Origin of the sequence: Brevundimonas sp., assembly GCF_041911375.1 — a bacterium.
Taxonomy (GTDB): Bacteria; Pseudomonadota; Alphaproteobacteria; order Caulobacterales; family Caulobacteraceae; genus Brevundimonas.
Genome location: NZ_JAYRPA010000013.1, coordinates 1 through 14,266 on the forward strand (window position 1 = coordinate 1; position 14,266 = coordinate 14,266).

General features: G+C 69.8%; 9 protein-coding genes. 5 read left to right on the forward strand and 4 right to left on the reverse strand.

Translation table 11 applies throughout. From position 1 onward, the window contains the following. Together ACE3PU_RS01900 and ACE3PU_RS01905 are read right to left on the reverse strand one after the other, a co-directional pair. Positions 1 to 1,050: AAA family ATPase (locus ACE3PU_RS01900; protein WP_374386077.1), on the reverse strand; the 1,050-nt coding region annotated here is incomplete at its 3' end. A gap of 52 nt (positions 1,051 to 1,102) precedes the next feature. After that, a complete protein-coding gene (locus tag ACE3PU_RS01905) occupies positions 1,103 to 1,957 on the reverse strand; it encodes an outer membrane protein assembly factor BamD (protein WP_374386079.1) in 855 nt (284 codons plus the stop codon). 189 nt (positions 1,958 to 2,146) lie between these two features. On the opposite strand from ACE3PU_RS01905, the gene ACE3PU_RS01910 reads away from it, so the two are divergent. Together ACE3PU_RS01910 and ACE3PU_RS01915 are read left to right on the forward strand one after the other, a co-directional pair. Beyond that, a complete protein-coding gene (locus ACE3PU_RS01910; protein ID WP_374386081.1) occupies positions 2,147 to 3,082 on the forward strand; it encodes a ribose-phosphate pyrophosphokinase in 936 nt (311 codons plus the stop codon). 83 nt (positions 3,083 to 3,165) lie between these two features. Continuing rightward, complete coding sequence (locus tag ACE3PU_RS01915; RefSeq protein ID WP_374386083.1) at positions 3,166 to 4,251, forward strand: hypothetical protein; 1,086 nt, start codon at positions 3,166 to 3,168, stop codon at positions 4,249 to 4,251. Positions 4,252 to 4,302: 51 nt separating this feature from the next. Here ACE3PU_RS01915 and ACE3PU_RS01920 read toward each other — a convergent pair whose 3' ends face one another. Together ACE3PU_RS01920 and ACE3PU_RS01925 are read right to left on the reverse strand one after the other, a co-directional pair. Continuing rightward, complete coding sequence (locus tag ACE3PU_RS01920) at positions 4,303 to 6,087, reverse strand: IlvD/Edd family dehydratase (protein ID WP_374386085.1); 1,785 nt, start codon at positions 6,085 to 6,087, stop codon at positions 4,303 to 4,305. A 66-nt stretch (positions 6,088 to 6,153) separates the two neighbouring features. Next, a complete protein-coding gene (locus tag ACE3PU_RS01925) occupies positions 6,154 to 6,894 on the reverse strand; it encodes a FadR/GntR family transcriptional regulator (RefSeq protein ID WP_374386087.1) in 741 nt (246 codons plus the stop codon). 148 nt (positions 6,895 to 7,042) lie between these two features. Here ACE3PU_RS01925 and ACE3PU_RS01930 point away from each other — a divergent pair, with 148 nt between their 5' ends. From ACE3PU_RS01930 to ACE3PU_RS01940, 3 genes are read left to right on the forward strand one after another with little or no spacing between them, the layout of a single operon-like run. Then, the gene (locus ACE3PU_RS01930; protein WP_374386089.1) at positions 7,043 to 9,469 is read left to right on the forward strand and encodes a glycoside hydrolase family 3 N-terminal domain-containing protein; all 2,427 of its coding nucleotides are present in this window, start codon (positions 7,043 to 7,045) and stop codon (positions 9,467 to 9,469) included. Between the two features lie 5 nt (positions 9,470 to 9,474). Then, positions 9,475 to 11,406: a sialate O-acetylesterase gene (locus tag ACE3PU_RS01935; RefSeq protein WP_374386091.1), complete on the forward strand. Its 1,932-nt coding sequence runs from the start codon at positions 9,475 to 9,477 to the stop codon at positions 11,404 to 11,406. Then, complete coding sequence (locus ACE3PU_RS01940) at positions 11,406 to 14,246, forward strand: glycosyl hydrolase 115 family protein (RefSeq protein ID WP_374386093.1); 2,841 nt, start codon at positions 11,406 to 11,408, stop codon at positions 14,244 to 14,246. Before ACE3PU_RS01935 ends, ACE3PU_RS01940 begins: the two co-directional genes overlap by 1 nt. The last annotated feature ends 20 nt before the right edge of the window (positions 14,247 to 14,266 follow it).

Sequence of the window (14,266 nt, forward strand, 5' to 3'; positions counted from 1 at the left end):
CCCCGCATCGAGGTCCGCAAGATCGGCAAGCATGGTGTCCCGCAGCATGGCAAGGTCGTCGACAGGCACGGAGAATTTCCGCGCCGCCGCGCGCAGGGCGAACAGCCGCTCCTCGGCCTTGTCCAGCCGGCCCGGCTCGTATTCGAAGGCGTCGGCCGCGGCGTCCACGGCGGCCACGGCCTCGGCGGCCTCGACCATCGTGCGGTCGATGGCGTCGACGGCGGCGGACAGCTTCTGGATCACCGGGTGGTCGCCCTCGGCGCCGGCCTGGCCGGCCCGCTGGCGGGCGTGTTCGACGGCGCGCAGGGCGGCGCCCAGCTTCTGGCTCAGCTTGTCGCCGCCCAGCTGGGTGCGCGCGTCGGCCAGGTCGGCGATGGCCTTCTCGGCCGCGCCCAGCAGGGCCCGCTCGCCGGCCAGCTCGGTCTCCTCGTCGGCGCGGGGGTCCAGCGCGTCCAGCTCGGCCAGGTTCAGGGCGATCTCCTCAGCGCGGGCCGCCGCATCGGCCGCCTCGGCCTTCAGCTCGGCCAGCCGCGCCTCGGCCGCCTTCAGCTTGGCCGACGCCGCCGCGACCCCGTCCAGCTGCGGCTTCAGGCCGCCATAGGCGTCCAGCAGGCCGCGGTGAGTGCGCCAGTCCAGCAGGCCGACGGTCTCGTGCTGGCCGTGCACCTCGACCAAGGCGGCGCCGATCTCGCGCAGGGCCGTCACGCCGGCCGGCTGGTCGTTGACATAGGCCCGGCTGCGGCCGTCGGCCGACAGCACCCGGCGCAGGATCAGCTCCCCGCCGGGCTCGACCTCGAAGCCCCGCTCGGCGATCAGGGCCATCAGGTCGGGATCGTCGGGGGCGGTGAACACCGCCGTCGCCACGGCCTGCTTGGCCCCGCTGCGCACCAAGCCCGCGTCGCCCCGCCCGCCCAGCGCCAGGCCCAGCGCATCCAGGATGATCGACTTGCCCGCGCCCGTCTCGCCGGTCAGCACCGTGAGTCCGCCCTCGACCTCGAGATCGAGCGCGTCGACCAGGACGACGTCACGGATGGATAGGGCGGTCAGCATGGGCTCGAAACGATTCGCTTGGCCCGATCCTAGCGGGGTTCGCCCGCCGGCATCAGCCCGGGATGATGCGCTGCAGCCAGCTTTCGCGCCGGGCTTCCGGCGCCGTCTCCGGCCGTTGGCCGTTCTCGGTCAGCAGGGCGTAGGCCTCGGCGTACCAGGGGCTGCCGGGGTAGTTGTAACCCAGCACCGCGCCGTTGCGCGTCGCCTCTTCCTTCAGCCCCAGCTGCAGGTTGACCTCGACCAGACGGTACAGGGCCTCGGGCGTGTGCGAGGTGCGCTGGAAGTCCGGGTTGGCGATGACGGCCTTGTAGCGGTTGATGGCCGCCAGCGGCTGGTTGGCGCGCTGGTAGTAGCGGCCGATGTTCATCTCCTTGCCGGCCAGCTGGTCGTTGACCATGTCGATCTTGACCGCGGCGTCGGTGGCGTAGGGCGTGTTCGGATAGCGGCGGGCCACGTCGCGCAGGCCGGTCAGGGCGGCGTTGGCGTAGCCCTGGTCGCGGCCCACGTCGGTGATCTGCTCGAAGTTGCACACCGCGCGCATATAGAAGGCGTAGGCCGCCGACGGATTGCCCGGGAACAGCTGGATGAAGCGGTCGGCCGCGGCGATGGCCTCGGCGTAGTTGTTGTTCTGATAGTAGGCGTAGACCTGCATCAGGATGGAGCGGCGGGCCCAGTCCGAATAGGGGTGCTGGCGCTCCACCTCCTGGAAATAGTCCACGGCGTCGGCCCAGCGGTTCTGCTGCAGCCGCTCGTAGCCGGTGTTGTAGAGCGCCTCCACCGGGCGCTCCTCATAGGCCAGGCGCGGCCGCTCGCGGCCGGCGCAACCCGAAATCGTCAGAGCGGCGGTCGCGGCGGCCAACAGCACCAGGCCGGAACGAAACTTGGAAGCGAACAAGGACGACCTCATGACGAGCGTACGGCGCGCACCCCGGCGGCCTCTGAAACGAACGCGGCGATCTCTAGCACCCGTGACCGGGACGCGCCATGCCGACAAAAACACCGTCCATGACTTGCCCCGCCCGGCCTCGCTGGTAAAGAGCGCGCCAACCGACGTCCGTCATTGGGGGTTGGATGACGGCGAAAGGATGACCGGCCGATGAAGCTGCTCTCAGGCAACTCCAACCGCGCGCTGTCCCAGGCCATCGCCGACCACCTGGACGCCCCCCTGACCAAGGCCCAGGTCAAGCGTTTCGCCGACAACGAGGTCTTCGCCGTCATCGAGGAGAACGTCCGCGGCGAGGACGTCTTCATCCTTCAGTCGACCAGCTATCCGGCCAACGACAACCTGATGGAGCTGCTGATCATCACCGACGCCCTGGTGCGGGCCTCGGCGAAGCGGATCACGGCGGTGATGCCCTATTTCGGCTATGCGCGTCAGGACCGGAAGACCGGCGGGCGCACCCCGATCTCGGCCAAGCTGGTGGCCAACCTGATCACCCGCGCCGGCGCCGACCGGGTGCTGACGATGGACCTGCACGCCGGCCAGATCCAGGGCTTCTTCGACATCCCGACCGACAATCTGGTGGCCACGCCGGTGCTGGCGCAGGACATCAAGGAAAACTATCCGCGTGGCGACGACCTGATGATCGTCTCGCCCGACGTCGGCGGCGTGGTGCGCGCCCGGTCGCTGGCCAGCCGCCTGGACGCCGACTTGGCCATCGTCGACAAACGCCGCCCCAAGGCCGGCGAAAGCGAGGTCATGAACATCATCGGCGACGTGTCCGGCCGTCGCTGCATCCTGTTCGACGACATCGTGGATTCGGGCGGGACCCTGGTGAACGCCGCCAAGGCGCTGATCGATCAGGGCGCCACAGAGGTGTCGGCCTACATCAGCCACGGCGTTCTCTCGGGCCCTGCGGTCCAGCGCATCACCGACGGACCGCTGAAGGAACTGGTGATCACCAATTCCATCGAACAACCCCACGAAGTTTTGAACTGCCCGAAAATCCGAACGGTTTCAGTGGCGCCGCTTATCGGTGAAGCTATCCGACGGATCGCTAACGAAGAATCGGTTTCGAAGCTGTTCGATTAACCCTCGGGTAACCATACGGTTCGCCTTATAAGCGCCAAGAGTTGCGGTGCTCCTGCGTCCGTGTCTGCCCAGAGGATTGTTTCATGAAATCGGCCCCCCTGCGCCGCAGCCTTTCGCTCGTCGCCCTTGCTGCGGCCGCCATTCTCGCGGGCTGCGAGAGCGGACCCTCGGCGGCTGAACTGGAGGCGCAGCGTCTGGCGGCCGAAGCCGCCGCCCGCCGCCCGCCGCCCATCGCCCTGAATGACGGCGTGGCCCAGGCGGCCGCCATCTATGTCGCCTATCTGCGCGAAGTGTCCGCCATCCCGCCGGGCGGCTTCGACAGCGCCGAAGCGGTTCAGGCGGCGATCCGCAAGGGCGCCTCCTACGATCCCGCCCAGCTGTCGCGCGGCCTGATCGCCTATGGCGCGGTCCTGGCCCTGCAGTCGCCCGAGTTCGTCGCCGGCGTGCGGCAGTATGCGGTCGATCCGGTCCAGCGCCAGCAGATCGTGGCCCAGATCGTGGCCGATCCCGCATACGCCGCCACCTTCCCCGGCGCTGACGCCGCCGCCGGCCTGATCAGCGAGGCCATCGGCAAGGACGCCCTTCAGGTTCGGGTGATCGGCGAGGCGATCGAGCAGGACGCCTACACCATCCAGGAACGCGCCGATCCGCGCCGCCGCTGGGCCGTGGCCCACATCCAGAACCGCGAGGAGCGGCTGGAAGGCGCCAAGACCCTGTCGGCTGCGCCCATGCTGCCGTCGGCCGAGGAATCGGCGCGGCTGCTGACCGCGGCCACCTCCGGCACGGGCCTGGGCGTCACCGCTTCACGCAAGTCGCCGCCCTACACGCCTCCCGTGACCCGCTCGCTGGCCATCGCGGCCCTGGCCGCCCTGGGCGCCGGCGGCGACGAGGCTCGCGTCAACACCGAGGCGCTGACGGTGGAGACGAGCAACGAGTTCTGCCTGAGCATGTCCAAGCTGATGCTGTACCAATGCCTGGCCGCGTCGCGACCCAGCTACGAGGACATGTTCTGCCTGGGTCGCCACGTCGTCCGCGACATCGCCAGCTGCGCCACGACAGCGGTTCTGGCGCCGGTCATCACGGTGGGTGATCCGGAAGAGACCGCCACCCGCACGTCCGTGGCCGTCACCCCGGTGCAGACCCCCGCTCCGACGTCGCAACCCAACTGATCGGTCGCGGGGAACGGCGACAGGCCGCCCTCCCCGCTCCCGGCGCGGTGCTCAGTGATTGTCTCTGGGCAGACCCAGGGTGTCGACGATGCGGTGATATTTGACGGCGGGTTCCAGCACGGCGCCGGTCCCCAGCTCGCCGACCATCGACCGCTGGATCTCCTGCCAGGGCGTCTGGGACGCCGGATATTTGTAGCCGCCCGCCGCGTCGAAGGCCCGGCGACGTTCTGCCAGTTCGTCGGCGTCGATCAACACGTCGACCTTGCGCGTCTTCAGGTCGATGCGCAGGCGGTCGCCGGTCTTCAACAGGGCGATGTTTCCGCCGGTCGCCGCTTCCGGCGAGGCGTTCAGGATGGACGGGCTGCCCGAGGTGCCCGACTGGCGGCCGTCACCGATGCACGGCAAGGCGTGGACACCCTGTTTGATCAGGTATGAGGGCGGACGCATGTTCACCACCTCGGCCGCGCCGGGGTGACCGACCGGCCCCGCCCCGCGCATCACCAGAATGCTGTCGGTGGTGATCGCCTCGGCCGGGTCGTCGATACGGTGGTGGTAGTCCTCCGGCCCGTCGAACACGACCACCGTGCCCTCGAAGGCCTCCGGATCGGACGGATCGGACAGGTAGCGGTCACGGAACTCGGGCGAGATCACGCTGGTCTTCATCACCGCGCTGTCGAAGACATTGCCCGACAGCACCAGGAAGCCGGCGTCCTCCACCAGGGCGTCGTCGAAGGTGCGGATGACGTCGGGCAGGACGATCCCGGCCTCGCGACAGTTGTCGCCCATCGTCCGGCCGTTCACCGTCAGGGCGTCCTCGTGGATCAGGCCGTGCTTCATCAGCTGGGCCACCACCGCCGGCACGCCGCCCGCCTGATGATAGTCCTCGCCCAGATATTTGCCCGCCGGCTGCAGGTTCACCAGCAGCGGCACCTTGTGTCCGACGGCTTCCCAGGTCTGCAGCGGCAGGTCGATCCCGGCGTGACGGGCCAGGGCGGTCAGGTGAATAGGGGCGTTGGTCGAGCCGCCGATCGCGGAGTTGACCACGATGGCGTTCTCGAACGCCTCGCGCGTCAGGATTTTCGACGGCTTCAGGTCCTCGCGCACCATGTCGACGATGCGAAGGCCGGTCTTGTAGGCGACCTGCGGCCGCTCGCGATAGGGCGCGGGAATGGCCGCCGATCCGGGCAGGCTCATGCCCAGGGCCTCGGCCAGGCTGTTCATGGTCGTGGCCGTGCCCATGGTGTTGCAGTAGCCGACCGATGGCGCGGAGGTGGCCACCAGGTCGATGAACTGCTCGTAGTCGATCTCGCCGGCCGCCATCATCTCGCGGGCCTTCCAGATGATGGTGCCCGAGCCGACCCGCTCGCCCTTGTGCCAGCCGTTCAGCATCGGCCCGACCGACAGGGCGATGGCGGGGATGTCCACGGTCGCCGCCGCCATCAGGCAGGCCGGGGTGGTCTTGTCGCAGCCGATGGTCAGCACCACGCCGTCCAGCGGATAGCCGTACAGCAGCTCCACCAGCCCTATATAGGCCAGGTTGCGGTCAAGCCCCGCGGTCGGCCGCTTGCCCGTCTCCTGGATCGGATGGACGGGAAACTCCAGCGCGACGCCGCCCGCCTCGCGTATGCCTTCGCGCACCCGCTTAGCTAGATCGATATGGTGCCGGTTGCAGGGGCTGAGGTCCGACCCGGTCTGGGCGATGCCGATGATCGGCTTGCCCGAGCGCAGCTCCTCCAGCGTCAGGCCGTAGTTCAGGTAGCGTTCCAGATAGAGCGCCGTCATGTCCGGGTTCGACGGATTGTCGAACCACGCACGGGAACGCAGAGGCTTGGTCATGAGTCACTCGGGAAGCGAATATTACTCAGACAAATAGACGCTCCCCGCGCGCCTTGGCAATGCCGCCTAGCGATCCTCCAGGGCGTCGGCCGCCTGGGCGCGTGAATTGGCCACCAGCACGTCCATCGCCTGCCGCGCGCCGCCTGCGTCCCCCGCCGCGATGGCGTCGAAGACGGCCCAGTGTTCCGGCATCGGATCCGGCGGCAGCTTGTGCTTTCGGCTCTTGTAGAAGGTGGTCCAGCGCACGCCCGCGCCGATGGTCGAGGCCAGGCTGGCCAGCGGAGCGTTGCCGGTCGCATCCAGCACCAGCTGGTGAAAGTCGCGGTCGGCCGACTGACCGGCCTCGCTCTTCAGGCCGGCGCGCTCCATGATCTGCAGGGCTTCGCGCATGGCTTCGACCTGAGCGCCTGTCCGGCGCTCGGCGGCCAGGGCGGCGGCGGCCGGCTCGACGATCATCCGCAGCTCGAACAGACCCTCGACCAGGGCCCGCGCCGGCTCCGCCTCGAAGAACCAGGCCAGCACGTCGGGATCCAGCAGGTTCCAGCGGTTCATCTCGGTGACGCGCGTGCCGACCCGAGGGCGGCTCTCGACCAGGCCCTTGGCGGCCAGGATCCGTACGGCCTCACGATAGGCGCTGCGCGACACCTGCAACCGCTCGCTGAACTCGATTTCGTTGCTGAGGATGTCGCCCGGCTGGTGGCGGCCGGACACGATCTCGACGCCAAGTTGATGGGCGATGGAGCCGTGCAGCCGTTCCTTGCCCGCCTTGCGGCGACCCGGCCGCGCCTGAACTGGAGATGCTGACATCGAAACCTTCCGTGAGTCGCGCACATCTAGCACGGTGCGACACACGGCGCCGATTGACGGCTGGAGCATATCCGACCTATCGTTAATGGTAGCGCTATCATCGCTGGACGGGCTTTCCGAACCGGCGGGGCATAAGGGAGAGAAGACCATGACCATCGCCGACGGCCGCACCATCACGCTTGCCCGCCGCACCTTCGTCACCGGCCTCCTCGGCGCCGTCGCCGCCGCGCCGCTGGCCGGACCGGCGCGCGCGCAGGCCGGTCGGCCCGAGGCGGGCGCCCTCTACAAGGACGCCGCTCAACCCGTGGCCGCGCGGGTCGAGGACCTGCTCCGCCGCATGACGCTGGAAGAAAAGGTCGCCCAGATGGTCGGCATCTGGGAGAAGAAGGGCGACATCCAGGCGGCCAACGGCGACTTCGCGCCGGAGAAGGCGTCCCGGGCCTTCCCGCACGGCCTGGGCCAGATCTCCCGTCCCTCCGACTTCCGCGGCGTCGATCCCAGCCAAAACGGGGCGGCCGGCGCCTCGGGCGAGGCGGTCAACCGCGACGCGCGCCAGACCGCCGACTACATCAACGCGGCCCAGCGCTGGGCGGTCGAACAGACCCGCCTGGGCATCCCGATCATCATGCACGAGGAATCGCTGCACGGTTACACCGCTCGCAACGCCACCAGCTTTCCGCAGTCGATCGCCCTGGCCTCCACCTGGGACCCCGAGTTGGTCACGCGCGTCTTCTCGGTGGCGGCGCGCGAGATGCGGGCGCGCGGCGCTCAGCTGGCGCTGGCCCCCGTGGTCGACGTGGCGCGCGATCCGCGCTGGGGCCGGATCGAGGAGACCTATGGCGAGGATCCGCACCTGGTCTCCGAAATGGGCCTGGCCGCCATCCGCGGCTTCCAGGGCGAGACCCTGCCGCTGGCGCCGGACAAGGTGCTGGTCACGCTGAAGCACATGACCGGCCACGGCCAGCCGGAGAACGGCACCAACGTCGGCCCGGCCGACATCTCCGAACGGACCCTGCGCGAGAACTTCTTCCCGCCGTTCGAGCGGGCGGTGACCGAACTGCCGGTGCAGGCGGTGATGGCGTCGTACAACGAGATCGACGGCCTGCCGTCGCACGCCAACCGCTGGCTGCTGCACGACGTCCTGCGCGGCGAGTGGGGCTACAAGGGCTCGGTGGTCTCGGACTATTTCGCCATTCGCGAACTGAACAGCCGCCACAAGATGTTCGGCTCCATTCAGGAGGCGGCGGTGCGCGCGCTGGACGCCGGCGTCGACATCGAACTGCCGGACGGCGAGGGCTACAATCACCTGCCGGAACTGGTGCGATCGGGGAAGGTGAGCGAGGCCCAGATTGACGAGGCGGTGCGCCGCCTGCTGACCATGAAGTTCCTGTCGGGCGTGTTCGAAAGCCCCTACGTCGATGCGGCGGCGGCGGAATCCAAGGAGGCCACGCCGGACGCCATCGCCCTGGCGCGCGAGACGGCGCAGCGGGCGATGGTCCTGCTGAAGAACGACAGGGGCGTCCTGCCGCTGCGAGCCGACCGCATCCGCAAGCTGGCCGTGCTGGGGACCCACGCGCGCGACACGCCGATCGGCGGCTATTCCGAGGTGCCGCGTCACGTCGTCAGCGTTCTGGAAGGCCTTCAGGCCGAGGGCCGCGGCAAGTTCGAGGTGGTCTATTCGGAGGCCGTTCGGATCACCGAGAGCCGCGTCTGGGCCGCCGACGAGGTCAAGCTGGTCGATCCGGCCGTCAACGCCCGCCTGATCGAAAAGGCCGTGGCCGACGCCCGCGACGCCGACGTGATCGTCATGGTCCTGGGCGACAACGAACAGACCAGCCGCGAGGCCTGGGCCGACAACCACCTGGGCGACCGCGACTCCATAGACCTGCTGGGCCAGCAGAACGATCTGGCGCGGGCGATCTTCGCCCTGAACAAGCCGACGGTGGTGCTGCTGCTGAACGGCCGGCCGCTGTCGGTGAACTATCTGGCCGAGAACGCGCCGGCCCTGATCGAGGGCTGGTATCTGGGCCAGGAGACCGGCCACGCCGTCGCCGACGTGCTGTTCGGCCGGGTCAGCCCCGGCGGCAAGCTGCCGGTGTCGATCGCGCGGTCGGTCGGCCAGTTGCCCATCTTCTACAACCACAAGCCCACGTCGCGGCGCGGCTATCTGTTCGACACCACCGCGCCGCTCTATCCGTTCGGCTACGGCCTCAGCTACACCACCTTCGAGATGTCCGAACCGCGCCTGTCGCGCGCCTCGATCGGCATGGGCCAGAGCGTTCAGGTGTCGGTCGACGTCCGCAACACCGGCCGGATGAAGGGCGACGAGGTGGTCCAGCTCTACATCCGCGACGACCAGGCCTCGGTCACCCGTCCGGTCAAGGAGCTGAAGCACTTCAAGCGGGTGACGCTGGAGCCGGGCGCCCGCACCACCGTGACCTTCGAGGTCAAGCCGTCCGACCTGTGGTTCTGGAACATCGACATGAAGCGCGTCGTCGAACCGGGGACCTTCACGCTCAGCGCCGGGCCGAACTCGGCGGATCTGAAGTCCACGACCCTGACCGTGACGGAGTAGGACCGATGCAGCGCCCTGTCGTCGCCGCCGTGACCCTGCTGCTGGCGGCGACGCCGGCGTTCGCCCAGAGCTCCGCCGCACCCAGGCTGGCGGCCATCTTTTCCGACCACGCCGTGCTGCAGCGCGACCGGCCGATCCCGGTCTGGGGCGACGGTACGCCGGGAGCGGCCCTGACCGTCGAGCTGGACGGCCGTGCGGTGCGGACCGCTGCGGACGCGGACGGCCGCTGGCGTGTGGAGCTGCCGGCCCATGCGGCGGGCGGCCCCTACGTCTTGCGCGTCCGCGACGCCGCCGGCGGCGAAGCCACGGCCGGCGACATTCTGGTCGGGGACGTCTGGTTGTGCTCGGGCCAGTCGAACATGGAGCTGCCGGTCGAACGCTCCCTCAACGCGCCCAGCGTGATCGGCGCGGCCGGCGACGACGGCATCCGGCTGGTGACGGTGCAGAAGGACTTCGACGTCGCGCCGCTGGAGGCGTTCCGCAATCCGCTGGGCTGGGCGGCGGCGTCGCCCGCCTCGGTCGGAAGCTTCTCGGCCGTCTGCTATTATTTCGCGCAGGACCTGCGGCGCGACCACGCCGTGCCCATGGGCCTGATCAGCAGCAGCTGGGGCGGGTCCAACATCGAGACCTGGATGTCGCCGAAGGCGCTTGCGGCGCAGGGCTATGGAGATCAGTTGTCGATCCTGTCGGAGATGGCGACCGATCCCGTCGCGGCCCAGGGCCGCTGGGGCCTGAGATGGCAGGCGTGGTGGGACGGTCTGGCGAGAGACAGGCCCTGGTCGCCGGATGACGCGGGCCAATGGACGCCGGTTCCGGCGATGGAGCCGTGGGAGCGCTGGGGCGTCCCGGCGCTGGCGAGCTACAACGGCATGGTCTGGTACCGGCTGGACATCGATCTGACGGCCGAGCAGGCGGCGGCGGGGCGGTCCCTGTCGCTGGGATATGTCGACGAGGCGGACCAGACCTGGGTCAACGGCGTGGCGGTCGGGGCGTCCGGGTCGGGCGACCGGCTGTATGCCCTGCCCGCCGGCCTGCTGAAGGCCGGACGCAACACCGTGGTCGTCAACGCCTATGACACCTGGGAGGTCGGCGGCCTGTACGGGCCGGCCGAGAAGCGGGCGCTGGTGCTGGCGGACGGCGGGCGCGTGCCGCTGGACCCGGCCGGCTGGCGCTATCGCTTGGCCAGTGATGTGACCGCCGCTCCCCCGCGGGGGCCGTGGTCGTCCACCTCGGGCCTGACGACCATCGGCAACGCCATGATCGCGCCGCTCCACGACTACGCGATGCGGGGCGCCCTCTGGTACCAGGGCGAGTCCAACACCGGCGCCGGCAGGGAGTACCAGGCGCTGCTGAGCGGGCTGATGGCCGACTGGCGCGAGCGGTTCGGGGCGGACCTGTCCTTTCTGGTGGTCCAGCTGGCCAACTTCGGCGCGCCGCCGACCGCGCCCGGCCCCTCCGGCTGGGCCGAACTGCGCGAGAGCCAGCGGCTGGCCGTGGCGGCGGACGACAATGCCGGCCTGGCGGTGGCCATCGAACTGGGCGACCGCTGGGACATCCATCCGGCCCAGAAGCAGGAGCTGGGCCGGCGCCTGGCGCGGGCGGCGCGGCATGTCGTCTATGGCGATCCGGCGCCGCCGTCGGGACCGGTCCCCGCGTCCGTGCGGCGCGAGGGCGACGAGATCGTGGTGGCCTTCGATGATGTGACCGGGACGCTGAAGACGCTGAGCGGCGCCCAGGCGATCGGCTTCGAGCTGTGCGACGGCGAGGACTGCCGCTACGCCCCTTCGGCCGTGGCGTCGGGCGCCGAGGTGCGGCTGGCCGCGCCGGCCGGCACGACGGTGTCGGAAGTGCGCTTCTGCTGGGCCGACAGTCCGGTCTGCAATCTCTACGACGCGGCGGGCCTGCCAGCGGGTCCGTTCCGGATCGACGTGCCCTGATGCCGCTCCATCGGCTGAAGCTTGCAGCCGCGACGGCCGCCCTGGCCCTCTGCGCGGGCGATCCCGCCGCCGCCTGCGAAGGACCGGTCGCGGTGTGCGCCCAACCGTCAGCCGTCGCCGCGCCGCTGATCGTCGGGGGCCGGCCGGCGCGGGTGCTGACCGATCCGGGCGACTGGCCCGGCGTGATCCGCGCCGCCCACGACTTGCAGTCGGACCTGGCCCGCGTCTCGGGCGGCGGCGCGCCCACGGCGGACAGCCCGGTCGTGCTGGTGGGAACGGCGGGACGCAACGCCGTCATAGACCGGCTGATCGCCCAGGGCCGGCTGCCTGCGCCGACCGGCTGGGACGGCTACGTCCAGGCGGTGGTCGACCAGCCGGTAGAGGGGACGCCGCGCGCCCTTGTGATCGCCGGGGCCGACAAGCGGGGGACGATCTACGGCGCCTACGACATTTCGGAACGGGCGGGCGTGTCGCCCTGGGCGTGGTGGGCGGATGTCCCGGTTGCGGTGCGTCGCGATCTCTCCCTGACGCCGGGCGAACGCAGCGACGCGCCGGCCGTCCGCTATCGCGGCATCTTCCTGAACGACGAGGAGCCGGCGCTGGGCGACTGGGTCCGGCAGACGTTCGGCGGCTTCAACCACGCCTTCTACGAGAAGGTGTTCGAGCTGATCCTGCGGCTGAAGGGCAACTTCCTGTGGCCGGCCATGTGGGGCAAGGCGTTCTACGACGACGACCCGCTGAACGCCGTGATGGCCGACGAATACGGGGTCGTCGTCGGCACGTCGCACCACGAGCCCCTGGCCCGCGCCCATGTCGAATGGGAGCGTTACGGCGGCGGCGGCGCCTGGGACTGGCGGACCAACCGCGAGGGACTGAGCGACTTCTGGCGCGACGGCATGAGACGCCGCGGGACCACCGAGAGCCTGGTCACCATCGGCATGCGCGGCGACGGCGACGAGGCCATCAGCGAGGACACGGCCATTCCACTGCTTGAGGACATCGTCCGTTCGCAGCGTCAGATCATCGAAACCGTCACCGGAAAGCCCGCCGCCGAGACCCCTCAGGTCTGGGCCCTCTACAAGGAGGTCCAGGACTACTACGACGAAGGCATGCGGGTCCCGGACGACGTGACCCTGCTGTTCGCCGACGACAACTGGGGCAACATCCGCCGCCTGCCGGGGCCGGCCGAACGAGCCGGGGGATCGGGGGTCTATTTCCACTTCGACTACGTGGGCGGACCGCGGAACTACAAGTGGCTGAACACGACGCAGAATGCGCGCACGTGGGAGCAGATGCGGCTGGCGTGGCAGGCGGGGGCGGACCGGCTGTGGGTGGTCAACGTCGGCGACCTGAAGCCGATGGAGGTCCCCATCGACTTCTTCCTGGACCAGGCCTGGGACCCGGAGGCGATGACGGTCGAGCGGATGGCCGGCTGGTCGCGCGACTGGGCGCAGGCCCAGTTCGGCGAAGCCCAGGCGGACGAGATCGCCGAACTGATCGACCTCTACACCCGCTACAACAGCCGCCGGAAACCCGAGTTGATCGGGCCGGACACCTTCAGCCTGATCAACCACGACGAGGCCGACCGGATCGAGGCGGAATGGGCCGAACTGGCGGCGCGGGCGGACAAGGTGCGCGCGAGCCTGCCTGCGGACTTCGACGACGCCTTCGTCCAGCTGGTCTGGTTCCCGATCCACGCCAGCGGCAATGTCACGGCCTTGCACATCGAGACGGGTCGCAACCAGCTCTACGCCGCCCAGGGCCGTTGGCAGGCGGCGCGGACGGCGGCCGAGGCCGTGCGTGCTCGCTTCGCCCGGGATGAAGAGCTGGAGGCGATCTACCACGGGCTGAAGGGCGGCAAGTGGGATCGCATGATGGCCCAGACCCACATCAGCTACGACAACTGGCAGCAGCCGGACCAAGACGTTTTGCCCGCGCTGGAAACGGCGCGACCCGAACGCGGCGCTCGCCTGGGCGTTGCGGCGGAAGGCCGTGCGGAACCGCTGACACCCGGCGCGCAGACGGCCCTGCCCGAGCTTTCGCCCTATGGCCCGGCACGCTGGATCGAGGTCTTCGACCGGGGTGATCAACCCGCCGATTTCCGCGTACAGACCGGCGCCCCCTGGCTGAAGCCGTCGCGCACGACCGGACAGGCCGGGGCCACGACGCGGATCCTGTTGTCCGCCGACTGGGCGGCCGTCCCGGCGGGACGCCATGAGGTTCCGGTCACGATCTCCGGCCCGGATGGGACGGTTGTCGTCACCGCCGTGGTGAACAAGCCCGCCCAGGTCCCGGCCGCCGGACGCTTCATCCAGACCGATGGCGCGGTTGCGGTCGAGGCCGTCGATTACGCCCGCGCCGTGGACGGCCCCCAGGTCGCCTGGCAGGTCGCGCCCGGCCTGGGCCGCACGGGATCGGCGATGATCACGGCCTCGTCCGACGCAGTCGGTCTGACGCCCGGCGGCGACGGACCCCGGCTGGAGTACGACATCCACCTGACCGAGGCGGGCGAGGCCGAGGTGCAGCTGTGGCTTTCGCCGACGCTGGATTTCCGCGGGCGTGACGGCCTGCGCTACGCGGTGTCGATCGACGACCGCCCGGCCCAGGTGGTGACGCTGGACCTGCGTGCAGCCGGGAACGGTGAGAACGCCGACTGGGATCGCGCCGTCTCGGACAATGTGGCGCGCACGGTGTCGCGCCACCGGATCGCGACGCCGGGGCCGCATACGGTCAAGGTCTGGTTGGTCGATTCCGGCCTGGTGTTCCAGCGGCTGGTGGTGGCGACGAAGCCCCTGCCCGACAGCTATATGGGACCGCCGGACAGCGTGAGGGCGGACTAGAAACCTCCCCCTCCTGGCCG